22 protein-coding genes are annotated in these 23,731 nt (G+C 58.3%); 10 read left to right on the top strand and 12 right to left on the bottom strand.

The window, feature by feature from the left end; all coding sequences use genetic code 11:
* The first annotated feature begins 10 nt into the window (after positions 1-10).
* Positions 11-628, top strand: a complete 618-nt coding sequence (locus IGS16_RS11775; protein WP_297085642.1) for a hypothetical protein — start codon at positions 11-13, stop codon at positions 626-628.
* Positions 629-654: 26 nt separating this feature from the next.
* Here the strand turns inward: IGS16_RS11775 and IGS16_RS11770 are convergent, their stop codons facing one another.
* Positions 655-1,047 (bottom strand): helix-turn-helix domain-containing protein, encoded by a 393-nt coding sequence (locus tag IGS16_RS11770; protein ID WP_297085641.1) that lies wholly within the window; start codon positions 1,045-1,047, stop codon positions 655-657.
* Positions 1,048-1,289: 242 nt separating this feature from the next.
* Here IGS16_RS11770 and IGS16_RS11765 point away from each other — a divergent pair, with 242 nt between their 5' ends.
* The 4 genes from IGS16_RS11765 (at position 1,290) to IGS16_RS11750 (ending at position 8,299) form a co-directional block, all read left to right on the top strand.
* Positions 1,290-1,871: a flavodoxin family protein gene (locus IGS16_RS11765; protein ID WP_297085640.1), complete on the top strand. Its 582-nt coding sequence runs from the start codon at positions 1,290-1,292 to the stop codon at positions 1,869-1,871.
* Positions 1,872-1,880: 9 nt separating this feature from the next.
* Positions 1,881-3,050 carry a cobalt-precorrin-5B (C(1))-methyltransferase CbiD gene (cbiD, locus tag IGS16_RS11760; protein WP_297085638.1) on the top strand — a complete coding sequence of 390 codons (1,170 nt, stop codon included), beginning with the start codon at positions 1,881-1,883 and terminating at the stop codon, positions 3,048-3,050.
* A 650-nt stretch (positions 3,051-3,700) separates the two neighbouring features.
* The gene (gene guaA, locus IGS16_RS11755) at positions 3,701-5,248 is read left to right on the top strand and encodes a glutamine-hydrolyzing GMP synthase (RefSeq protein ID WP_297085724.1); all 1,548 of its coding nucleotides are present in this window, start codon (positions 3,701-3,703) and stop codon (positions 5,246-5,248) included.
* A gap of 567 nt (positions 5,249-5,815) precedes the next feature.
* The gene (locus tag IGS16_RS11750; RefSeq protein WP_297085636.1) at positions 5,816-8,299 is read left to right on the top strand and encodes a protein kinase; all 2,484 of its coding nucleotides are present in this window, start codon (positions 5,816-5,818) and stop codon (positions 8,297-8,299) included.
* A gap of 3 nt (positions 8,300-8,302) precedes the next feature.
* Here the strand turns inward: IGS16_RS11750 and IGS16_RS11745 are convergent, their stop codons facing one another.
* The gene (locus tag IGS16_RS11745; protein WP_068511136.1) at positions 8,303-8,533 is read right to left on the bottom strand and encodes a helix-turn-helix transcriptional regulator; all 231 of its coding nucleotides are present in this window, start codon (positions 8,531-8,533) and stop codon (positions 8,303-8,305) included.
* A 180-nt stretch (positions 8,534-8,713) separates the two neighbouring features.
* Between IGS16_RS11745 and IGS16_RS11740 the strand changes: the two genes are divergently transcribed.
* Entirely contained in the window at positions 8,714-8,965 is a 252-nt protein-coding gene (locus IGS16_RS11740; protein WP_068511139.1) for a hypothetical protein, read from the top strand.
* Positions 8,966-8,990: 25 nt separating this feature from the next.
* On the opposite strand, the gene IGS16_RS11735 is transcribed toward IGS16_RS11740, so the two are convergent.
* On the bottom strand, positions 8,991-9,407 hold the full coding sequence (locus IGS16_RS11735; protein WP_068511141.1) for a universal stress protein: 417 nt from the start codon (positions 9,405-9,407) through the stop codon (positions 8,991-8,993).
* A 252-nt stretch (positions 9,408-9,659) separates the two neighbouring features.
* On the opposite strand from IGS16_RS11735, the gene pgk reads away from it, so the two are divergent.
* Entirely contained in the window at positions 9,660-10,880 is a 1,221-nt protein-coding gene (gene pgk / locus IGS16_RS11730; RefSeq protein WP_297085634.1) for a phosphoglycerate kinase, read from the top strand.
* A gap of 156 nt (positions 10,881-11,036) precedes the next feature.
* On the opposite strand, the gene IGS16_RS11725 is transcribed toward pgk, so the two are convergent.
* The 8 genes from IGS16_RS11725 to IGS16_RS11690 form a co-directional block, all read right to left on the bottom strand.
* A complete protein-coding gene (locus IGS16_RS11725) occupies positions 11,037-12,206 on the bottom strand; it encodes a transaldolase (RefSeq protein ID WP_297085633.1) in 1,170 nt (389 codons plus the stop codon).
* Positions 12,207-12,479: 273 nt separating this feature from the next.
* A complete protein-coding gene (locus IGS16_RS11720) occupies positions 12,480-14,036 on the bottom strand; it encodes a PT domain-containing protein (RefSeq protein ID WP_297085631.1) in 1,557 nt (518 codons plus the stop codon).
* Between the two features lie 29 nt (positions 14,037-14,065).
* On the bottom strand, positions 14,066-15,460 hold the full coding sequence (locus IGS16_RS11715; protein ID WP_297085630.1) for an alkaline phosphatase family protein: 1,395 nt from the start codon (positions 15,458-15,460) through the stop codon (positions 14,066-14,068).
* 135 nt (positions 15,461-15,595) lie between these two features.
* Positions 15,596-16,735 carry a DNA-processing protein DprA gene (dprA, locus tag IGS16_RS11710; RefSeq protein ID WP_297085628.1) on the bottom strand — a complete coding sequence of 380 codons (1,140 nt, stop codon included), beginning with the start codon at positions 16,733-16,735 and terminating at the stop codon, positions 15,596-15,598.
* A 109-nt stretch (positions 16,736-16,844) separates the two neighbouring features.
* A complete protein-coding gene (locus IGS16_RS11705) occupies positions 16,845-17,783 on the bottom strand; it encodes an NAD-dependent epimerase/dehydratase family protein (protein WP_297085626.1) in 939 nt (312 codons plus the stop codon).
* Positions 17,784-17,997: 214 nt separating this feature from the next.
* Positions 17,998-18,408 carry an OsmC family protein gene (locus tag IGS16_RS11700; protein ID WP_297085624.1) on the bottom strand — a complete coding sequence of 137 codons (411 nt, stop codon included), beginning with the start codon at positions 18,406-18,408 and terminating at the stop codon, positions 17,998-18,000.
* An 83-nt stretch (positions 18,409-18,491) separates the two neighbouring features.
* Positions 18,492-19,259 carry a peroxiredoxin-like family protein gene (locus IGS16_RS11695; RefSeq protein ID WP_297085622.1) on the bottom strand — a complete coding sequence of 256 codons (768 nt, stop codon included), beginning with the start codon at positions 19,257-19,259 and terminating at the stop codon, positions 18,492-18,494.
* Between the two features lie 127 nt (positions 19,260-19,386).
* Complete coding sequence (locus IGS16_RS11690; protein ID WP_297085620.1) at positions 19,387-20,061, bottom strand: hypothetical protein; 675 nt, start codon at positions 20,059-20,061, stop codon at positions 19,387-19,389.
* Positions 20,062-20,746: 685 nt separating this feature from the next.
* On the opposite strand from IGS16_RS11690, the gene IGS16_RS11685 reads away from it, so the two are divergent.
* The 3 genes from IGS16_RS11685 (at position 20,747) to map (ending at position 23,342) form a co-directional block, all read left to right on the top strand.
* Entirely contained in the window at positions 20,747-21,856 is a 1,110-nt protein-coding gene (locus IGS16_RS11685; protein ID WP_297085619.1) for a WG repeat-containing protein, read from the top strand.
* 167 nt (positions 21,857-22,023) lie between these two features.
* The gene (locus IGS16_RS11680) at positions 22,024-22,341 is read left to right on the top strand and encodes a thioredoxin family protein (protein ID WP_297085617.1); all 318 of its coding nucleotides are present in this window, start codon (positions 22,024-22,026) and stop codon (positions 22,339-22,341) included.
* Between the two features lie 173 nt (positions 22,342-22,514).
* Positions 22,515-23,342, top strand: a complete 828-nt coding sequence (gene map, locus IGS16_RS11675) for a type I methionyl aminopeptidase (protein WP_297085616.1) — start codon at positions 22,515-22,517, stop codon at positions 23,340-23,342.
* A 128-nt stretch (positions 23,343-23,470) separates the two neighbouring features.
* On the opposite strand, the gene psbH is transcribed toward map, so the two are convergent.
* Positions 23,471-23,674 (bottom strand): photosystem II reaction center protein PsbH, encoded by a 204-nt coding sequence (psbH, locus tag IGS16_RS11670; protein ID WP_068511163.1) that lies wholly within the window; start codon positions 23,672-23,674, stop codon positions 23,471-23,473.
* Positions 23,675-23,731 lie beyond the last annotated feature (57 nt).

Below are 23,731 nucleotides of genomic sequence, written 5' to 3'. Positions count from 1 at the left end.
TAAACCTATCATGACGATTCCTCCTCAGCAGTTTCATCCGACTCGGCTCCCAGGAGTAGCCCTGATTTCACGAGCGAGGGCGATCGCCCTGGTTGCAGCTATTGGCGTATTTGGGACAATCGGCGCAACGGTCGGGGTCCGTCCGGCGATCGCCTGTGAGTATGGTGCTTGGGTGGAACCCTCTAGAGAAACCCGGCGCTACGAAAACACGCAGCTTGGGGTGGCATTTCAGATTCCTGCCAATTATCGCGCGATGGGACGGCAGGGCGGTCAGGCCAGCATTATGAATCCCACAAACTACGACTATATCCAGTGCATTACGCGATCAGGCTATGGAGAAGGCGGCTGGTTCTCCAGTCTGGATCTGAGCGTTGATCCAGTTCCGACGGGCAGTCGGGGGCTAGAGCAAGCCATTCGAGCAAATTACACCTGGCTAGAGTCGCGGATTCGCCTGGTGAATGAGGGCGGCAAGGAATTTGCGGTCTATACCTATACCGATCATCATGACGACATTGAAGTCGTGAACGTCGCGTTTTTTACACCCGATCGGCGGCGCATTGTCACGCTGAGCGGGCCGCAGGATGATCCGGTGTTTCAGCAGGCGATCGCCACTTTGGAACTGCGATAGCTAACTGCATTTCGAGCATGACTCGCTCAGTCCGCCCGGGGCACGTTCTCTGGGCGGGCATCGTAGCGCTCGCGGGCGGCGGCGATTTCGGGGTGATGCGTTTCGGCCCAGGCGATGAGCTGCTGCACAGGGACTAAGAGCGATCGCCCCAGTTCGCTCAGTTCATATTCCACCCGCGGCGGCACAGAGGGGTATACCCTGCGTGTAATATAGCCGTCGCGCTCCAAATGTCGCAGGGTTTGGGTCAGCATCCGCTGAGACACATCGCCGATCGCCCGCTTGATGTCCATAAACCGCAGCTTGCCATCTGCCAGCGCACACAGAATCAGCAGGCTCCACTTGTCGCCGATGCGATCCAGCACATCGCGCACCGGGCAAGACTCTGCCTCTTGGGGCGTGGTCGCAGTTACCCGCAGCATACTGACTTACCTCAAAGTGCTGTCTTGTTTTAGTCGGTATATCTGTTATACGCTAAAACTGAACTTGGTTACGAAATGAGATTAAGTATCGCCTAGTAATTAAATCTGGTTGGCAGTCGGTTGGCAGTTTGTCTCATTCAACCTGATTCATCCAACCGGATTCAACAGCTACGCCATTTCTCAAAACCACTGATCTCAAAACCTCTCAAAACCACTGAACAGACATTTCAAAGGACGCAGTTATGCCGACAGTTGCAGTTGTCTATTTTTCGGGTACGGGCCATACGAAGCTCATGGCAGAAGCAGTGGCGGCAGGGGCAAGTCAAGTTCCTGGCACCGAGGTCAAGCTGCTGCAAATTACGGGTGAGCAGATTGTCAACGGCCGCTGGCAAGATCCAGGCATTTTGGAGGAATTGAATCGCGCTGACGGTATTGTCTTTGGGTCGCCGACCTACATGGGCGGCGTGGCGGCCCAGTTCAAGGCATTCGTGGATGCGGCCAGCGCCGTGTGGGCGCAGCAGGGCTGGAAGGACAAAATCGCAGGCGGCTTTACCCACTCTGGCTCTCCCAGCGGCGACAAGCAGGGCACACTGCTCTACCTCGCCATCAATGCCTCCCAGCACAGCATGGTTTGGGTTGGCAATTCGGAAATGGGCTACAACAACGAGGGCGTGAATCGGCTGGGGTCGTTCCTGGGCGTGATGGGCTTTACAGTGCCCGACTTTTCAGGGCAGACCCCGGCGACCCTCGATGAGGGCGATCGCCTCACGTCCGAGCGCTACGGCCGCCGCATCGCCGAGGCGGTCCAGCGCTGGAAGCGTTAGCATGGGCGCATGACCGCGCCGTTTTCTGAGAACGCTGCTTCGCGGGCAGGCTATACCCTGCCCGTGTTTGCCTGTGCGGGGGCGATCGCCGCCTTGCGCCACCTGCACGACGACCCGCCTTCGCCCCACAGCGTCACCCTCGACCTGATCAACCCCGCCCAGGTCGTTGAAATTCCCATCGAGCAAGTGGCCCGCCTCGGCCCCACCACCGCCCTCGCCATCACCCGCAGCGACCCCGGCGACAATCTCGACCTGACCCGCAACACGCCCATCTGGAGCATCGTTGAAATCAGGCAGCGGGGATCAGGAGTCGGCAAGCAAGACTTTCCCCTCCCCGCCATCACCCTAGAGGGCGGCGAAGGACTCGGCCGCCAGGTCAACGCCGAGAATCAGCCCGCCATCTACGCCTATGCCCGCACCCTGCTGCTATCCAACCTGGAGCCGCTGCTGCATCCAGGGGAGGCAATTGGCGTGACCATTGTGCTGCCGGAGGGGCGATCGCTCGCCACGCGCACCTCCAATGCCGCCTTTGGAGTAGTCGAGGGGCTATCGCTGCTGGGCACGTCGGGCATTTCCCAGCCCCTCAGCGCACCGGGGCAACTGGAAAACTTTCGAGCGGCGCTGCGGCAAAAGTCGGCGACGCATTCGGCGCTGGTATTTTGCCTGGGGGAAAACGGGCTGGATTTGGCAAGTAATCTGGGGATCGATCCTGGCTGCGTGGTAAAAACGGCAAACTGGCTGGGGCCGCTGCTGGTGGAGGCGGGAATGCAGGGGGTAGAATCCATTCTGCTGTTTGGCTATCACGGCAAGCTGATGAAGCTGGCAGGCGGCATTTTCCATACGCACCACCACGTCGCCGATGGGCGACAGGAAATTTTTGCGGCGCACTGTGCGATCGCCGGCCTGCCGACCTCAGACGTGCAGCGGATCTTTGCCTGCGACACGGCGGAGGCAGCGCTGAAGTATTTGCAGGCGCTCGACGCAAACACCGGAAGCAACTGGGTGGGGCAGGTGTATGGGGCGATCGCCCAAACCATCGACCAGCGCTCGGCAGAGTACATTCGCGCCCACAGCGATCGCTCGGTGCAGGTGGGGTCGGTTTTGTTTGGGCGCGATCGCCAAATCATTGCGAAAAGCGAACTAGGGTCTGCAATTTTGTCGCAGGTTTTGTTAAGCTAGCTGAAATATTAAAGTCAACTTTTGTTTATCCCGATACATTCTCTCGTCGGCGGGGTCGCGCTGTATTCACTGCTGAGCGGCCAGGGTTCTGGATGGATGCAGGATAGAAACAGCGGCTGGTCGCAGGCTAGGGCAACCCCAATTCGACCTTCAGAATCTATTTATCTAAATTTTTACTGGTCTGTGCGACGATGCTGGGAATTCCCAACGCATTTCGCAGCGTTTACGGCTCATCTGGCAAGCGGCTAATCTAGCCTAAAGAGCAAGCGCGATCGCAGCTTAGCAATCGCTGTGCTAGGTCAATGTGCCAGCTGAATGTGCTAGCTAACTAGGCTAAACAGATCGAGGCTTGTATAACTTTGACTGGTGTAACCCTACGACTGGTGTAACCCTACTGCCAGCTTTATTGCCAGCTTTGCCGCCGCTGGTCTTGTCTCTATAGCATTCTGATTCTGGCGAAGAAGAGTATTTGTCCGTTGTGCGCTGTTTCCCTGCGTTCGCCCTGCTGTTTTGTCTCGCTGTTTTGTCTCGCTGCTTTACCTTTTCGGTTTCTGCTTTCCATCCCCCTCATTTTTCCAGGATCTACCGTGACTCCCCAAGTTGATTCCCTCTCCCCCACTGCCGAACCGTCCGCCCATCTTACTCGCCAGATGATCGTCATTCTGGACTTTGGTTCTCAATATTCTGAGCTAATCGCCCGCCGCATTCGCGAAACCCAGGTTTATTCCGAGGTACTGAGCTATCGCACCACCCCAGAGCAAATCCGGCAACTCAGCCCCAGGGGCATCATCCTGTCGGGCGGGCCCAACTCGGTCTACGACGAGCGGGCCCCCCATTGTGATCCCGAAATTTGGAACCTGGGCATCCCCATCCTGGGGGTGTGCTACGGGATGCAGTTGATGGTGCAGCAGCTTGGCGGCGGCGTGGAACGGGCTGAACGCGGCGAATACGGCAAAGCAGCGCTGTTTATCGACGATCCCACTGACCTGCTGACCAATGTGGAAGACGGCACGACCATGTGGATGAGCCACGGCGACTCGGTGACGGCCATGCCGGAAGGGTTTGAACTGTTGGCCCATACCGAAAATACGCCCTGCGCGGCGATCGCCCACCACGAGCGCAAACTCTACGGCGTACAGTTTCACCCCGAAGTCGTACATTCCCTCGGCGGACAGGCCCTCATCCGCAATTTCGTCTACCACATTTGCGAGTGCCAGCCCACTTGGACAACGGCGGCATTTGTGGAAGAAACTATTCGGGAGATCCGCGCTAAGGTGGGCGACAAGCGGGTGCTGCTGGCACTGTCGGGCGGGGTCGATTCCTCGACGCTGGCGTTTTTGCTTCATCGGGCGATCGGCGACCAGCTCACCTGCATGTTCATCGACCAAGGCTTCATGCGGAAGTATGAGCCAGAGCGCCTAGTGAAGCTGTTTCAGGAGCAGTTCCACATTCCGGTGGAATACATCAACGCACGGGAGCGATTTCTAGAACGCATCAAGGGCGTGACCGATCCCGAAGAAAAACGAAAGCGGATCGGTCACGAGTTTATCCGCGTCTTTGAAGAAGAATCCAAGCGGCTGGGGCCGTTTGACTATTTGGCCCAGGGTACGCTCTATCCCGACGTAATCGAGTCGGCAGATACAAATGTTGATCCACAAACGGGCGAGCGCGTTGCAGTCAAAATCAAGAGCCACCACAATGTGGGCGGCTTGCCCAAGGATCTGCGATTCAAGCTGGTAGAGCCGCTGCGGAAGCTGTTCAAAGACGAAGTGCGGAAGGTGGGCCGCTCTATTGGGCTGCCCGAAGAAATCGTCAACCGTCACCCCTTTCCTGGCCCCGGTCTGGCGATCCGCATCCTGGGCGAAGTCACGGCTGAAAAGCTGGAAATTTTGCGGGATGCTGACCTGATCGTGCGCCAAGAGGTGAACCGCAGCGGCACCTATGGCATGTTCTGGCAGGCGTTTGCGGTGCTGCTGCCGATCCGTAGTGTGGGTGTCATGGGCGACCAGCGAACCTATGCCTACCCCATTGTGCTGCGGTTTGTTTCCAGTGAAGATGGCATGACGGCCGACTGGTCACGCGCCCCTTATGACCTGCTGGAAACCATTTCCAATCGCATCGTTAACGAGGTGCGGGGCGTGAATCGGGTCGTGTATGACATTACCTCTAAGCCGCCTGGAACCATCGAGTGGGAATAGGCAGGTCTTGGTGCGGCGTATGAAGAGTTGGGTGCAAACGCACGACTTGCTGGGGGGCTAGCCAGAGACGGCCAGGGTTGGGGGAGTGCCTCAGCATTCAATCGGTCAAAGCGATGAACTGGAAGGGCGATCGCCCTCAGACCGAGACTTTGGTCGGCCGTGCCTGCGAGCGGCTGTTTACTGAGTCATACAACCGTAGCCGCCTGGAAATCATCATATTGAACAGAGGTACTAGTTTTCCACACAAGCCTGTGGAAAACGTCGGTTAATCTGTGGAAAACTCCTCTTTTGTGTGGAAAAAGGGGGGCAGTTCTAGTATGTTTACTTATATTTCTGAGATGAAAAAATTGTCCGGTGGGGGCGATCGCCCCGTCTTTTTCCCCGCTTCTTCACCCGCGTCTGCAACCGAATCTCCCCCTGATCTCAACAGGTTGACCCACTAATCCTGACCGACACAACCAGAGAACAGCGGTAGAGTGGAAGCAGAGCATCTGCCATTAGCTTCTAGTTTTGTCGTCCGGTTTATTCTGTATTCTCTCGGTTTATCCCGTTTTCTTTGAGCTGGCTATGGATGCTGGAGCCTCCCCACAACCGAGTCCCTCTAATTCGGGCCAGCGGGCCATGGCGGTCGTGCTGGTCACAGACGCGGTGGGCTACAACTCGCGCATGGCCGACGACCAAGAGCATACCCTCAGCCTGATCCGGCGCGATTTGCAAAAAATGCGCCAGCTTTGCCAGCAATTTGAAGGAATCGTTCTGAAATCGCTGGACGATGGGCTGGTGATGTATTTCGTCAGCACCGATCGGGCCGTAAATTGCGCGATTGAAATCCAGCGGTCTACGGCGCAGCTTTTGCAAGAACTGCCCGAAGACGATGTGCTGAGCCATCGCATCGGCATTCACCTGGGCGAAGTTGTCGTGCAGGCAAATGACGTGACCGGGCAGGCAGTGACCGTGGCCACGCGGCTCCAGGAAGAAGCGGCTCCACGCGGCATCTGCATGTCGCAGGCAGTCTACGACTCGGTAAAGTCGAGGATTTCCCTGAGCGCGTCCTATGTCGGCTCGCTGAAGCTCAAGAACCTGCAAGAAGCGATTCAGGCCTATCAGATCACGCCCGCTGTTCCAGCCAACGTCACCCCCGGCGGCAGCCCCATCGAGGAATCGGAGCTAACCCTGGGCACGCTGATCAACAGCCGCTATCGAATTCAGCGGGTGCTGGGGCAGGGCGGCTTTGGGCGGACGTACCTGGCATCTGACGAACACTGCTTTGGCGATGCCTGCGTGCTGAAGGAGTTTGTGCCCGCCAGCCGCACAGAATACGTGGTGCAAAAGTCGCGGGAACTGTTTGAACGCGAGGCGCGGGTGCTGTATCAAATCAACCACCCGCAGATTCCCCGCTTTCTGGCCTGGCTGACCGACCGGGGACGGCTGTTTTTGGTGCAGGAATATATCGACGGCAAGACCTACGGTCAGCTTTTGCAGGAGCGCCAGCGGCGGGGAGAGCCACCCTTTTCGGAAGCGGAAATTGTGCAGTGGCTCTGCGACCTGCTGCCCGTGCTGGAGTATCTGCACGGCTTGAACATCCTGCACCGCGACATTTCTCCCGAAAACATCATGCTGCCCAATGGTCAGACCCATCCGGTACTGATCGACTTTGGGCTGGTCAAGCAGACCGTCAGCCAGATTCTCGCGGCGGCGGGCAGCAGTCCTGGCAGCGCCCAGGCATCGGTGGTGGGCAAGTTTGGCTATTCGCCGCCGGAGCAGATTCGCATGGGGCAATGCTATCCGTGCAGCGACCTATATGCGCTGGGGGTGAGTGCGGTGGTGCTGCTGACGGGGCAAGATTTGAGCGTGCTGATGGAGCATACGTCGCTGGAGTGGCGCTGGCGGGAGTATGCCGATGTGAGCGATCGCCTCGTGCGGATTCTCGAGCGGCTGCTGTCGGAAAAGCCGAAAGATCGCTACCAAACGGCGCGGGAGGTGCTAGCCGATCTGCGTGCGCTGTCGCTGCCGGAGGTCAACGAAGACCGCCTGATCGAGGTGCAAATCGACTTAGACCAGAGCAAGCGGCAGCGGCAGGTGGATGAAATCGTGCAGTCAGCCTTTTTTCAAGACCTGATGCAAAACCTCGATCGGTTTCGTGGCAGCTTTGACTCACTAGTTGCAGAACCGGATGAGCCGAACCCGTCCCCAGAAGCGGTGTCCTTCGAGGGGTTTAACAATCCACCCGCAGGTTCATCTCCTGATTCACCGCCTGTCCCGCAGGTGCTATTCGGCATCTCTGCGATTCAGCCTGGCGTTGCGGATGATGCGGTTTGGAGAACGTCGTTTCCTTCGCTGGATGCCAACGCGGAGGACTTTCCTGAATATGCAGGGGATGAGTCCATTCACTTATCTCCAGCCGCGCCAGACGGCGATCTATTGGACAATCGGTTGATCGAGCTACCCGCCGCAACGGAATCGCCCTTTACCGAACCGCCGCCTGCCACACTCCACCACACGATTGAAATGCCATTGGCAGACACCAGCCTTCCCCTGCATCAGCCCCGCGTGCCTGCGCTCTGGTTGGAGGCGTGCCGTCGGGAACTGGCGGAGTGTATTGGCCCGATGGCAAAGCTGCTGCTGGACTCGGTGCTGGCCAAGCAAACGGGGCTATCGGCAGAGGCGCTGGTGGAGGCGATCGCCACGAGAATTCCCAACCCTGCCCAGGCCAGCCAGTTTCGCAGCCGAATGCAAAATCGGGCGATCGCCGCTCTGTTGGACGCTCCCGACCCGCCGCCGCCGCCCGTTTCAACGGACGAAGCCGTTTCCAAAACCCAGCTTCCGCCCCAGGAGCCTGCACCGGGCGCAGCATTGGGTGAGACATTTTTGACGCAGTGCCGTCAGGCGCTCTCGGAGGCGATTGGCCCAATGGCTGGACTCGTTTTGCGGGATGTGGTGGCTCGGCATCCAAACGCGAACCCGGCAGAACTAGTGGAGGCGATCGCCACGAAAATCCCCAATCCCCAAGCGGCAGCAGCATTTCGGCAACGCCTGAAGCCTTTGATGTAAAAACTAGTGGCTATCGTTTTGCAAGTAAAGCTGGATAAACATCTTGGCCGCTGCTGGGTCAATCTTTTGCAGCGCGTCGCGAATGTCCAGAATAGCGTCGCCTGCTGGGTCGGCCTGCTCGTTGATCCAGCGATGAATATTAGAGCGGGAAATGCCCATTTCTAGAGAAATTCTGTACTGCGTGATGCCATAGCTTTTGAGAACCTGCTTGAGCGCTAATCCCGCCTTACTCATGCGAATCGTGTCAGAAAAACATAACTGATAGATCCTCTTGTGGAACGCTTCTGATATGATGTAATCGATCCACATATGGATCGATTGCTGTCTCACACAAAAGCGAAGAGCCAATGCGTTGCAGCGACTAACTTCTCCGCACTGGCTCTTGGCTCCAATTTGCAATGGAGTAGTCTTATTATGACCTATCAAGAACGGCTAAATTCCTGGCTAGTGGTGCATTTGCGTCCAGATTATCGCTGGGCGATCGCCGCTCGGTTTCATCGCCGCTCAGATGCCGACGGCTATGCTCAGTTGTTGCGGCAAAGGAGTCCAGGAGCCTTGTTCTGGGTCGTCTTTGACTCCACAAGTAGACAAAAAATTGGACAAACAGACCCACTCTCCAGCCCGCCAGCGCTCCGTCGCCTCAATCCTGACTTGCTAAAACCCTAGTTCTACAGACCAGGTTCCACAAACCCTACGGCACAATTAGCACCGGACAGGGCGACAGGTTAATCACGCGGTTGGTCACGCTGTCGGCGGCTCCCTCGTCCGTCAGTCCTAGCCCCCGACAGCCCATGATGATCAGATTTGCGCCGATCTCGTCGGCTACATCGCAAATGGTAAAGGCAGGTTTGCCCGCCCGTTCCATAACCTCCGCATCGAGGCCTTGCTCAGTGAAAAGGGCTTTGGCATTTTGGAGCAATTCGGCGATCGCCTCTGGAGAAGTCATCTCCAAATCAGCGGCCGTAGGAGCTTTTTCTTCATCTAGCGATTCCACGACCGACAAAATCACCAGGCGACTGCCGTAGGTTTTGACGACATTGGCTACCACGTCGGCGGCTTCACGAGACTCGCGGCTTTGATCGACCGGAAACAAAACGGTTTTAAACATAACACGCCTCACAGGGACGCAGAGTTCGGTAGAGTGATGGGTGGTGTGGAGAAACGTCAGCGGGCTGACAGAGCAAGGGCGATCGCGCCGTGAATGTTGCCTAGATGAGGCTATAAGTAAAACCTATAGACTCTCGCAGCAGTGAAAAGTTTTTGTAGAGAAAGAGTCGCGCTCAGCCCCGTTCTGTTAGCAAGCCCTGACGTTTTACAATAGGCAATAGGTAAAAAGACTTACTTGAGGGGGTATACAGCGGTGTCCAAAAAAACTCTAGCAAATTTGACTGCCGACGACCTACAGGGCAAGCGCGTCCTGGTGCGGGCTGATTTTAACGTACCGCTCGACGACCAGGGCAACATCTCTGACGATACGCGCATCCGCGCCGCCCTGCCTACCATCAACGACCTGATTGGCAAGGGCGCAAAGGTCATCCTCACCAGCCACTTTGGCCGTCCCAAGGGCGACGACTTCGCGGCCCGCGCTACGGACAAGAACCGCCTTACGCCCGTTGCCGCGCGCCTGTCGGAACTGCTGGGGCAAACCGTCGCCAAGCCAAACGACTGCATTGGCCCAGAAGTAGAAGCTGCCGTCGCCGCCATGCAGCCCGGCCAGGTGATTTTGCTAGAGAATGTCCGCTTTCACCCCGAAGAAGAGAAAAACGACCCCGAATTTGCCAAGCAGCTTGCGTCGGTGGCGGATCTGTATGTCAACGATGCCTTTGGCACGGCGCACCGGGCCCACGCCTCCACCGAAGGCGTAACCCACTATCTAAAGCCCTCCGTCGCGGGCTACCTGATCGAAAAAGAACTGCAATATCTGCAAAGCGCCATCGAAGAGCCGAAGCGTCCCCTAGCAGCGATCATCGGCGGCTCCAAGGTGTCGAGCAAAATCACCGTGATCGAGGCGCTGCTAGAGAAAGTGGACAAGCTGCTGATCGGTGGCGGCATGATCTTCACCTTCTATAAGGCGCGGGGGCTGAGCGTCGGCAAGTCGCTGGTGGAAGATGACTTTATCGAACTGGCGAAGTCGCTGGAAGCCAAGGCCAAAGAGAAGGGCGTGGCGCTGCTGCTGCCGACCGACGTGGTGGTGGCTGACAACTTCGCCCCCGATGCCAACGCCCAGACCGTCAGTGTAGAAGCCATTCCCGACGGCTGGATGGGGCTGGACATTGGCCCCGACTCGGTGAAAGTGTTTCAGGAGGCGCTGGCAGACTGCAAGACGGTGGTGTGGAACGGGCCGATGGGCGTGTTCGAGTTCGACAAGTTTGCTGTGGGGACGGAGGCGATCGCCCGCACCCTGGCCGACATCACCAAAACTGGCGCAACCACCATCATCGGCGGCGGCGACTCCGTGGCGGCGGTGGAAAAAGTGGGCGTGGCCGACCAAATGAGCCACATCTCCACAGGCGGTGGGGCCAGCCTGGAACTGCTGGAAGGCAAGGTGCTGCCAGGAATTGCGGCACTCGACGAAGCCTAGGAACGGGGGTTGGGGGGCGTGGGTCGCAGGGGTATCGCTGCATCCTAACCCCCATCTCCCAACCCTGAATCCTAAACATCCCGGCGAGTTGCATCCGATGGAGGGCGATCGCCGGGATGTTGCTTAGGATGCGAGTAACTGGGAACGCTCGGGCCGCTAAACGCCAGCCAGCAGCGCCCCGCCCAGCCCTGCGTGGACTTCTTCCGGCGTAATTTTGCCGTCTTTGTTTTCGTCCAGCGCGTCGAACACCGCGTCGGTGCCCAGCCACTCTTCGCGGGTGATGAAGCCGTCGCCGTCTAGATCGTAGGCTTTGAACAGATCCTCAGCGGCGTGGTTTACCAGCGCTCCGCCTTCGATTTGTGCCAGCCGCTTAGCCAGCAGGGCTTCCAGGGTTTCCAGTGCTTTGGTAAAGCCCTTGATGCCCTCGTCTAGCTTTTCGGAGGCCATCCGGTCTTCGGCGTGCATTTTGTCAAAGGTGGCTTTGTCGATGGTGATCTGTTCGATATCCATCGTGGCCGCCTTGGCGGGGTCAAGCTTGCGAACTAATTGCCCTTCTGTGGCTTGCAACTCAGCAAGGAGGGAGGGGGAGATTGTCAGCAGGTCACAGCCTGCCAGCTCGATGATTTCACCAATGTTGCGGAAGCTCGCGCCCATCACTTCAGTCGGATAGCCAAACTTCTTGTAGTAGTTGTAGATTTTGGTGACGGAGAGAACGCCCGGATCTTCGGCGGGTGCGTAATCCCGTCCGGTTTCTTTCTTGTACCAGTCGAGAATCCGACCGACGAAGGGCGAAATCAGCGTCACCCCGGACTCGGCGCAGGCGATCGCCTGATGCAGCCCAAACAGCAGCGTCAGGTTGCAGTGGATGCCTTCTTTTTCCAGCACCTCGGCGGCCTTGATGCCTTCCCAGGTGGAGGCGATTTTGATCAGAATGCGATCGCGCGAAATGCCCGCTGCTTCATATTGGGCAATCAGTTCGCGCCCCTTGGCGATGGTGGCTTCGGTGTCGTAGGACAGGCGGGCATCCACCTCGGTCGAGACGCGCTGCGGCACAATTGCCAAAATCCGCTTGCCAAATTCCACCGCCAGGCGGTCAAACGCCAGCGTCGCCACCTGCGAGTCCGTCGCGCCAGATCCCGCATCTGCCTTGGCCTGCTTCAGCGTTTCATCCACAATTTCTTGATATTGCGGCATTTGCGCGGCTGCCGTAATCAGCGAGGGGTTGGTGGTTGCGTCGCGGGGCGTGAACTTTTCAATGGCCTGAATGTCGCCCGTGTCCGCGACGACGACCGTCATCTCGCGCAGTTGATCGAGTAAAGTTGCCATCCGTTTCTCCCGGCAAGTTCAAAAGGGTCAGGTTGGATTTTCAAGGAATCCGTCGGTTGATCCGTCGGTCTATGAATAGCGTCTGGTGTTGCGTCTAGGCCGATCCTACTCTGAGATTTCCGATGGGGATTGTAGAGTACGGAAAGCCTTAATCTGCGTGTCGGAGAATTCATGCCTGAGCCACCGCGTGAATTCGGTCGAGAACAGGGCGATCGCCCGTCCCGATTTTCCCTTATCTCGGTTCACGATTTTGGATTGGGAACTGCCCCCACGTCAGCCATTACCGTCCGATTCACCCCGCAGCCACCGCCACAGGTCTGCCAACCGGGTTTCCAGCCAGACAATGCTCCGATCGATCCAGTCCAACACCGCCTCTAGGGGGTGCTTTTCGTAGCGGACGAGGGTGGCGGGGGTATCGATGTAGGGCGGCTGGGCAGCGGAGGGGGGATGTGAAGAGTTAGGAGACGGGAGGGTTGAAGGGTTGGAGGGCTGGGGCGTGAGGAGGCTGGGATCTTGGCGACTGATGGTGAGGATGACGCTGTGCGCGTCGGGTATCAGGTCTGTGGTGCAGATCGAAGGGGCGATCGCCCTTGTGCTGGCCAACCGCTCAGCGGAGATGAACTCCGTGGGGAAGTCAGTCAATTGCTCAGCGGGTTGCCCAGTCGGTTGTCCAGTCGGCTGCCCAGCCAGTTGCTCAGCGGGCTGTTCTGCCAGGAGTTGCAGCAAAATTTCGCCAGGGGAGCGGGGGCGCAGATTGGGCAGACTCGCTGGCGAGAGAGAGGCTGCGGCTCTCGAATGGGCGGGTGCGGAATGCGGCAGATAGGCTGTGCTGGGGAACGACGCGGCTGGCTGGGGGTCGGGTTCGGGCGGCGGAAAGTACACTGCCAAAGCCGCTTCCTGAAACAAATTGGCGGCGATCGCCACGGGCCCCGTCTGCACCCACGCCATGAGCTGATAAAACGCTTGCACCGGCAGCGCGGCGCTTTCTCGCGGCATCGGCACGGGCAGCATCCGCGCCAGCCGTCCCCTTTGCGAGGATGCCAGGGAGTGGGGTAGCGGGGCTGCGAGGTCGGCGATCGCCCCATCCGTTGCCCCGCTGCCCAGTTCCCCAGCCGAGCGGCGACCCGCCAGTCCTGCCCGCCGCAGCCAGCGCCGCCGGGCCCGCCCGTAGTCCGCCAGTTCCCAAATGATTTGCTGCTGAAGCCAGCGCTGCTGCTGGGGCGACAGGTCGATGAGGGCGTTCGTCGTCGTCACCAGCACCAAAAGGCGACTGTCTAGCCGCGAGGCGATGCCGCCAATTTCTGTCGAAAAATTGCCAGCGAGTGCCTGTGCAGAGGGCGATCGCAACTGAGCAGCGTCCAAAGCAGCCAGCGCCGACGCTTCGCAGAGGGCCAGCGAAACGCGGTCGTCTTCGGTCGGATCAAATGGAATCAGGTCAGCCGGAGAACGAAGGGCGATCGCCCGCGAATCTGGCGACTCTGGCGCAGCGATCTGCTTTGTGGCAAAACCCGCCGAGCGAATGGCCCTCAGCGTTTTATGAATGGGCGCATCGACGGGCGGCGGCGAGGCGGGCAGTGCGGGCTTTCCCTGGACGCTGCGCTTAACATTTTCCAAAAACAGCCCCACACGCTGCGCTGCGGGCCCCATCTGTCGCCCCGCCAGCCGCATCGACTGAAACGCTACATAAACCGGATACAGCACCACCTGCGCCCCCAGCGCCGCCGCATTTGCCGCCTGCCGCAGCCAGCGCGACGTGCGATCGCCCAAACGCAGCCGCTGCCGAGACAGATAGCTCAGCAAGCGACTTTGGAAACGACCAGAAGCGGGCATTTGAGGGTTAAGGGGTTGAGGATCTGAAGCTAGATGGGAAGGATTTTGCCGCGCAGATTGGCGGGGGGCTGGAGGCCGTAGCGGTGTAGCAAAGTGGGCAGGATGTCGTAAAGCGTCGCGCCCTCTAGAACCTGGCCGCCCTTGGGCTGGCGCGGGTCATGGAAAATCATCAGCCCAAAGGGGGCATGATTGGCATCGTCGGGCCCGGTGTCATTATTTGTAGTGTAAAGCGAGCCGTCACCGACTGTACCCACCGAGCGCCAGGCGAGTTCGTCGAAATAGGCAATCAGGTCGGGAGCCACGCCGCGCACCTTCTGGTAAATCTGCTGGGGTTTCATGATGCGGTTGGGCATGGGCTGCCCGTCCGGCGTGGGGATGCTGGCGAGGAGATCTGCGAGGTGCGATCGCGCTTGCTCATATTCCGCCAGGGGAATCACGCCCTGCGGTTCTCGTCCCTGCACATTCATAAAAATGCGCCCATAGTAGCCGCCTGCGCCCCAGGCCTTGGTCTGGCCCCAGTCCACCTCGACCTGATCCAGGGGCAGCGGTTCCGAAGGGGGTTGCTTTAGCGTCAGATACCCCCACTTGATTAGCCACTCGTTGACGCAGATGCCGCCCATCAGCGGCCGCGCCCCGTGGTCGGACACCACCAGCACGGCGGTTTCTTCGTCGCACCTTGCCAGCAGATCGCCGACGCGCCGATCCACATGGCAATAGTAGTCGTGAATCGCGTTGGCAAAGGGCGACCCCGGCTCGTGCTGCGGATGGGTGGGGTCCATCGGCTTCCAGAAGGAATGGTGAATGCGATCGACGCCCATGTCTACCAACATCAGAAAATCGGGCTGGTCGCGCTCGATCAGCTTTTCTGCCAGGTCAAACCGCTGGTTGCAGAGGTCGTAGATGTTTTGCAAGATTCGCGTTTTTTCTTCGGAGCGAAACTCCGGCACGTCCAGCAAAAAGTCGGGCATCCATTCGGCAATTTGCGCGGCCAGGCCCGGCGGGTGCGTGTAGGGCACGTCGCGGCTGGGCGTGAGGAAGCAGGACACAAGGGAGCCGTTCACCGGGTAGGGCGGCGAAGTGCCCGGCACGCTGAGGGCGGCGACCGTCCAGCCTGCGTCGCCCAGCAAGTCCCACAGGCGCGGAACCTTGACCGCTCGACCATCGGCGATCGCCATCTTGCCATAGCTCCGATCGGCCCGGTTGCGAAATCCATAAATCCCCAGTTCCCCCGGATCGCGCCCGCTCATCATGCAGCTCCAAGCGGGAACGGTGATGGCGGGAATGCTGCTCTCCATCCGCCCATAGCTGCCTGCTGCCATCAGCCGCGACAGGTTGGGCAGATCCTGCCGCCAGCGGTCAAACACCAGCGATGGCTCCATGCAGTCGAGGCCGATGATCAGGAGGCGGGGTTTTGGGGAAGACATGGGCAGCAGGGAAACGAGAGAACGGGTTGGGGGGACAGGATGTGCGCCAATCGTCGTCGCCCCGAAATACCTTTTCACTCTATCGCCTCAGCGCATGGATTACCCTCTCGAAAAAGATCCTCTGCAACGCTGCCATCACGTTCGGCAATAGCGCATTCCGGGCAGTTGCGAGACGACACCCAGCATTTCTAGCTCCAGCAGGGCGGCGAGGAGGCTGCTGGTGTCGAGTTGGGTGGTTTGTACCAGGGTGTCGAGGGCGATCGCCTCTGGTGGCATGGGTGGAATCGCTTGAAAAATCGGCACTAGGCGGGGCGGCAGATCGGGTGTGGGAGGTGCAGACGGCGAGGACGCTGGAGCAGCAGCATGGTTCGGCATCGCGTCTAGCTGGGGAATTGCGCCGAGAGCCTCTAGCAGCGGAGTTTCGCCGAGAATCACTTGAGCGCCGCCTGCAATGATCTCCAGGCAGCCGCGAGACTGGGGCTGGTCGAGGGAGCCGGGGAGGGCGTAGACTTCGCGGCCATAGTCGTTGGCGACGCGGGCAGTGATCAGCGCTCCCGATTTGGAGCCTGCTTCGATGACCAGGGTGGCGCGGCAGAGTCCGGCAATGATGCGATTGCGGCTGGGGAAGTGGGCGCGGTCGGGGCCGGTGCCCCGGGGATGTTCGCTGAGGATCAGCCCTTTGCGGTCGATCTGCTGGGCGAGGGTGCGGTTGCTGGTGGGATAGACGCGGTTGACCCCGGTGCCCAGGACGGCGATTGTGCGGCCGCCTGCGTCGAGGCAGGCTTGGTGGGCGATCGCATCAATGCCTTCCGCTAGCCCAGAGACGATGGTAAATCCTGCCTGCACCAGCGCTTCTACCAGGCGATATGTCCACTGTTTGCCGTAGCTAGAAGGGTTGCGGGTTCCCACGATCGCCACTAGACCCACGTCACCTCGATTTTCCGCCAGCGACACCTGCCCGCGATAATACAGCAGCGGCGGCGGGTCGGGAATCTCGGTGAGCAGGCGCGGATAGTCGGCATCGGCGGGTGTCCAAACATCGGGATTGTCGCGCTGATGTGCTGCAAATAGGGTTGCAGGGTTGAGCGAGGCGCGGGTTTCGGCGATCGCCCCCGCCGTCACGCCGCCAATGCCCTCCACCGCATCCAGGGCAGCCAAGTCGGCATTCCAGGCCGCTGCCAGCGACCCAAAGTGTCGATAGATTCGCATCAGCAGTGTCGGGCCTACGCCCGCGATTTGGCTCCAGGCCAGCCAGTAGGCTCGTTCGTCAGTCAAGGTGAGGGGTAGAGAGTTGGGAGTTTGGGAGTTTGGGCAGGTGCAGGCCATAGCGCCAATGTCTGACACCTGCATCCCTAGCTTCCAGTATTCCCCAGTAGACTCCGGCTCAAGCGTGGGCTGCCAGGATTTCTTCGTCCAGGGAGAAGTCAATCTCGGCTTTATCGCGGCCGCTGACGAGGTAGTCGTGTTGGAAGGAGTCGGCCAGTCCGGAAACTAGGTCAAACTGGGGCTGCCAGCCTAGCTCGGTTTTGGCTTTGTGGATGTCGGTGAAAAAGTGCTGCACGCGCATGGGAAAGGCTTTTCGCTTGCCAAAGTCGAATTTTTTGGGGTCGTAGTGGATGATGCTGAGGCTGCTGGGGTCTTTGCCAGCGGCGGCAGCGCAGGCGCGGGCTAGCCCGTCGAAGGTGACGGCGCGATCGCCCGACACGTTATAAATCTGCCCAATCGCCCGGTCATTCCCTAACACAGCCGCCATCGCCGCTGCCAAATCCTGGCAATGTCCAAACTGGGTCAGGGCCATGCCGTTGCCGGGAATGGGGACGGGGCGATCGCGCACGATGCGGTCAAAGAACCAGGCTTCTAAGTCGTTGTAGTTTTGCGGGCCATAGATGTAGACCGGGCGAATGGAGGTGAAGGGAATGCCAGACTCGGCTAGGTAAGCCTCGGTTTCAAACTTGCCCTTGTGGCGGCTGTTGGGATCGACCGCATCGCCTTCGACGTGCGGCATCTGGTCAGATTTGAGATAAACTCCGGCCGAGCTAACGTAGACAAAATGCTGGATTCGCCCGTTGAAGACCTCGACAAGGGGCTGGGTGTCGCTGAGTTCGCGGCCGTTGTTGTCGAACACGGCATCAAAGGATTCGCCGGAGAGACTGGTTTTGAGCTGGAGCGGGTCGGTGCGATCGCCCACAATCTGCTGGATGCCCGCTACGGGTGCAGGTTTGTTGCCCCGGTTAAACAGCACGACTTCGTGGCCCTGCGCTACCAGAAGTTTCGTCAGGTACACGCCGATAAACCGGGTTCCGCCCATCACCAACACGCGCATGTGTCGCCCTCTTAACCTGCGATTGCAAACTGTGCTTTTCGATCCTATGACGGAATGAGGACAGTAAACCTTGATCCGAGCCAACAGCCTTGGGGGATATCCCCCAAACCCCCTTTTGCAGGGGACGAAGCGTCCCCCACACCCCCTCCTAAGGGGTTACTGGTGGGTCTGAAAGGTTTTGGTGCGTGCGACTGGCTGGTTTGCTTGACGTGGCTCAGTTTGTGGGTCTGTCTTCTTTTTGTTTCAGGGTTGTCTGGATCGTCAGGCTGCTGCTTAGAAGCTTGTGAACTGGGCAGCGATCGCCAATTTCTTTCATTCGCTGGCGCTGTTCGTCGGTGAGATCTCCTTCAAGGGTGAGCAGCGCGTGAACCTGGGTGCCGTCGGGCGTTTTTTCCAGTGTGACATCGACAGAGATTTTTTCGACGGGCCAGCCTTTGCGCTCGGCGTACATCTGGATGGTCATGGTTTTGCACGCGCCTAGCCCTGCCAGGACGTATTCGGTCGGGGTGGGGCCAGTGTCTGCGCCACCGACTTCGATGGGTTCATCGGCGGCAAACTGGAACTGGCGAATGCCGATCTGCTGCTGATAGTGAGATCTGGTGGAAGACACCCGAATGGGCAGCATGGGGAGGCTCCTGGGGGGCGAGTTTGAATTTTAGATTGGGGATTTTGGGGATTTTGGAGGACTCATTCGGGGGCTTGCAAGGCTCACTGTTGGAGAAACTGGAGCGGGTTGCTCATGGTTTCGGCGAAGCCCAAAATGGCGCGATCGCGATGTTCGTAGAGTAATTCGCCCTGAGCGTCGAACAAAAACGTTGCGCCGCGCTGGGTGAGATAGGCGGCATCGGGCACGTAGGTTTTCCAGTGGCGCAGCACTTCGCCCATGTTTCGCAGGCGCAGAGTGGCTAGCTCGAACGGGCGCTGGAAGCCGCTGCCGCCTGCCCAGCGAAAGAAGGAACCCTTGAGGGGCGGCAGGGGCGGGGCCTGAATGTCTTCGTCGTCGGCGACAAGCTGAGGGGCAGCGCGATCGCCCCGATAGCCGCGAAACACCTCCGCCAGCGTGCCCGGACTGCCGATCCCCGCGCACATCAGCATCAGGTTGAGCCAGCCGTTTTGCCCCGGCGAGAGTCCGGGCAGCTTGAGCGACAGTCCACGATACAATCCCAGCGCTTGGTGTAGCGATGCGTTGGGATCGACAAAGAGATGCTTGGACGGAAAGCCTGTGTAGTCGCAGAACTTTTGCCCTGATGCGCGATCGCCAATGCCGACGGCCCGTACCGCAATGCCCGCTGACTCAATCTGCGCCGCCTGCCGCCGAATCCACCAGGCATATTCCAAACTGTCGAAGTCGCCCAGTTGGGACCAGATTAGCACCAGCGTTTTTGAGGCGGCATCACAGTCTGCCAAAACTGGGGCGATCGCCCCGTCGCTGACTCGCTCGCGGGTCGTTTGAGCCAGTAAAGAGTAAGGATTCATCAATCGTCAAAATTTAGCCATCAACTCCTGGCGGCACATCCAGGTCGCCTCCAGCAGAGTCAAGTCGCTGCCGATCGCTAAACCCGCTCTCTGACCTAAAGGCTGACCTGAAAACTGAGAGCCTGCTTCAAGACGCTCGGCGGTTGGACTGCGCGAAGCTGAATGCGCCTAAGGTCAATTGTCCGTCAAAGGTGTAGAAGGTGACGCGGGAAATCCGGCGGGCCGTCAGCGTCATCTCCAAATTCGGCGTTTGGCTGGAGTCGGAGCCTGCCAGGTTGGCGGCTGGGGTCTGGGTTTGGGCAACGGGACGGTTGTGTTCGTCGAACGCTGCCATCACGGTCGGGCGAGAGCTAGTAATGTGTCCGCTGACGCGCTGCACGGGCTGGTCAAAGGTCGCCTCTAGCCAGCCCCCCTTGGGACAACCCATCAGCACGAGCTGCCCGCTGTGGGATGGAAAGGCTGGATTGGAAGGCACAAGGGCGATCGCATTGGCGAACGTCACGCCCAGATGACAAAACTGCGTGCTAACCGTTTCAAAGGTTTGCAGCTCGTCAAAATCTAGCTCAATGTCGTTTAGCGCGTCCTGGGAAAGGGGCGATCGCGCGGCGGTCAGTTCCGACCCAGCGGCAACGCCAAGCGAGTGTGCTTCAAACACACCTGCGCGAGCCGCAGGTTCAGAAAAACTCGGTTCAGTTAGCTCAGCCTCCAGCCCAAAGTCCAGCTCAGCTTCAGCTTCGGATGGTGCAGGCGCGCCATAGAAGGAAGATGAGGGGGCGACCGGAACATCAGGATACTCTGCCATAGACTTCTTCCCTGAAGAATTTTCTCGTTTACTCGGTCGAAGATGCTGCCGAAGCAAAGGGGCAATTGAAAAGGTTGCTCAAGCAGACTCACGAACACTCAACGAACAGGAAGCCATCCATCACACCCAGTTATGAGGCTTAGACAGAAGTCACGAACGATTAACCAACACCCCTAAAAACGCTGCTAGGTTGTAGCTATCACGCTATACGGATCAAAATAGACTCTCTTTCCCCAGCAACTTCATAAACTCAGGTTTAGATCCCGCCTAGTGTGAAGCCAGAATAAACTTCGGTCATGGGTAGTATCCAAACTTTTGGTTCAGACAACTCTGGACAAGCAAAATCTACCTCACCCATACCTAGCCATCCTGAAAAATCGTTAAGTATCCGCAAGTAAGTCAGCAACTTCATGAAGGCTTTAAATTTAGTAAAGCTACTTCATGGTTTCTTTACAGATACCATCGAGTACTTGGTGGGATTTCGTCAATAGGGGCCGCAGCCATCTTTGCAGTCGCTTTGGTTCACGCGCCCTTCCGTGATTTCTCTAGTCTCCGCACCCCTCTCAATTCTCAAACATTCTTTATCGAGATTACGTATCGTAGGTATCCCTTGGCCTATTCGCTGCTGCCCTCGTTCTGCTCTCCAGTCTTCTGCATCCTCTTTCTAGTCAAATTTCCCAAGCTCATGCCAAGCTTTTTTTACGTTGCTGCGATCGCCTCCACCCTGCTCCTGCTGGAGGGCTGCCGTTGGGACACCACTCGTCACACGGCTCACAACGCTGCTCTTAGCCCTGTTCTGTCTTACGAAACTGCCATGACCGATCCCCAAACCCTGGCTCAATCTGATGCCGAACTGTTCTTTGACCAGGCTTCCGATTTTTCCGAGGGGCTGGCGATGGTGCGCCAGGGCGATCGCCTCCTGTTTATCAACCTGACGGGCAACGTGGCGATCGCCGTCGATCCCAACATGGACGGAGCCGCCGACTTTTCCGAAGACCTGGCGCTGGTCAAGGCAAACGGGGTCTATGGCTATATGAATCGGGCGGGTGAAGTCATCGTTCCGCCGCAATATCTGAGTGCGGCTGCTTTTTCGGGCGGGCTGGCGGCGATTCGCGCTGGCACCCGCTACGGCTATATCAATCCCGCTGGAGAGGTCGCCATCGAGCCGCAGTTTGACCTGGCGGGGAGCTTTGCCGAAGGGCGGGCGGCGGTGAAACTAGGCGATCGCTACGGGTTCATCGCACCGACGGGCAAACTGGTCATCGATCCCCAGTTTGAAGATGCATGGCGACTGTCTCAGGGGCGGGCGGCAGTGCGGCAGGGCGGCCGCTGGGGCTACATTGACCCGACAGGAGCGCTAATTATCCAACCGCAGTTTGATGGGGCCTTTCGATTTGCAGACGGGCGGGCACGGGTGCGGCAGGGCAGCGATTGGGGCTTTATCGACTTGCAGGGCAATCTGGCGATCGCCCCCCAGTTTAGCTTTGCATCAGATTTTGCCGAAGGGCGGGCGGCGGTGCTGGTGGGCGCGAAGTGGGGCTACATCGACCGCCAGGGACAGATGGCGATCGCCCCTCAATTTGACTATGCCGCCGACTTTTCCGAAGGGCTGGCTGCCGTCAAACAGGGCGATCGCTACGGCTACATCGACCCCTCCGGAGCCTGGATCATCGACCCTCAATTCGACGATGCTGCCGCCTTTTCGGAGGGCTGGGCCCGCGTAAAGCTCGGCAACCAGTGGCGCTACGTCAATCGCCAGGGACAGTTCCTCAAAGCCTTAAGGCTGATACCTTAGAGATTTTGCAGAGATTTTGCCGCACTCGTTCTAGGCGCACTCGTTCCAGACGTGACAATCCATTGCAAACTCTTTTCAAGACTTGGGCCAGCCTGCCAGTCTATTAGTCACACTTTTAGTCATACTTTTAGTCACACTTTTGTCTCAACATTTGGTAAATCCCTGCTATGAATCCCACTGTGATTAAGTTCTCCTCCGAAGACTGCGGCCTCTGCCACAAAATGTCGTTCTATGACCAGAAAGTGGCAGCAGAGCTAGGACTGGAGTTTGTCGATGTAAAAATGCAGGACACTGCCACCTACCGCAAATACCGCAAGATCCTTCTGGCACAATATCCCGATAAAGAAGGCATGGGCTGGCCGACTTATATCATTTGCCAGGAGCCTGAAGGCGAGTTCAAAATCTTAGGCGAAGTCAAAGGCGCACATCCCAAAGGCGAGTTTCGCGAACGGCTCCAGGAGATTGTGGCGGCGGCGGCAACCTGAACCGGCCAAACCGCGACCGGCTGGACAATCCGCAGCAGGATGGTCGAACCCAACCGAATCATCCCCTAGATGGGAATACTTGAGGTAACTTAGATAAGGGCTTTCGCGCCCTCCATATCGAGCGTTTTCAGCAAGCGCTTCCAGCGACTTCTACCCCTGCACCTCCGGATTTAATGAACATTCTCACCGACATCCTCCCGCAAGCCATCAACTCGCCCCGCGTCCGCAAGCAAAGCCGCAGCGTCGAGATCAAGTCCGCCCGCGAAATCGAAATCATGCGTCAGGCTTCTCGGATTGTGGCAACGGTGCTGAAGGAAATTTCGGAAATGGTGCAGCCAGGGATGACAACGGCCGACCTAGATGCCTACGCCGAAAAGCGAATTCGGGAAATGGGCGCAACACCCAGCTTCAAGGGCTATCACGGGTTCCCAGGGTCGATTTGTGCCTGTATTAATAACGAAGTGGTGCATGGCATTCCCAGCCGCCGCAAGACAATCCGCCAGGGCGACGTACTGAAGGTAGACACGGGTGCCTATTTTGAAGGCTTTCACGGTGATTCTTGCATCACGATTGGGGTGGGCAAGGTGTCGCCTGCTGCCGAAAAGCTGATTCGCGTTGCCGAAGAAGCGCTCTACAAGGGAATTGAACAGGTCAAAGCTGGGGCCTTTTTGCTCGACATGGCGGGCGCGATTGAAGATCATGTCAAGGCCAATGGCTTTAGCGTGGTGGAAGATTACACGGGGCACGGCGTGGGGCGAAACCTGCACGAAGAGCCGTCAGTGTTCAATTTCCGCACGCACCAGATGCCGAATGTGAAGCTGCGGGCCGGCATGACGCTGGCGATCGAGCCGATTGTGAACGCGGGGTCGAAGCTGACACGAGTGCTGGGCGATCGCTGGACGGTGGTAACGTGCGATCGCGCTCTATCAGCCCAGTTCGAGCATACGGTGCTGGTGACGGAAACAGGCTACGAAATCCTGACCGACCGCAATTTGGTATAGCGCCGCAGTTGACTGGACGGCAGCGCTTGCCGCGCCTAAGACAAACAATCAAGACACACAATCAGCTAAGCATGAAAAAAAGCCCTGGCATGACCGGGGCTTTCTCATAATCGAGCGTGATCTTAAAACTAGCCGCCGAGGCTGCGCCAGTCTACGTTCACATCTTCTAAAATCAGCGAGGAGTTGTAAATCTGCAAAATAATCAGCAGAAATACGAGAAACAGCACCATGAAAACTCCCATCAGCGGGGTTGTGCCCCAACCGGGAGCCACCTTACCGTATTCAGAATTCAAGGGGCGAAGGATATCTCCCAAGCGAGTGCGTTGTGCCATGGGTTACCTGCAAGCAATCGTTAAATTTAACTTTATGTAATATTCTAGGGGAATGTG

The organism is Thermoleptolyngbya sp. C42_A2020_037 (assembly GCF_015272455.1).
GTDB lineage: Bacteria > Cyanobacteriota > Cyanobacteriia > Elainellales > Elainellaceae > Thermoleptolyngbya.
Note: the sequence above shows the minus strand (reverse complement) of the source record. Positions and strands in the feature narration are given on the sequence as shown.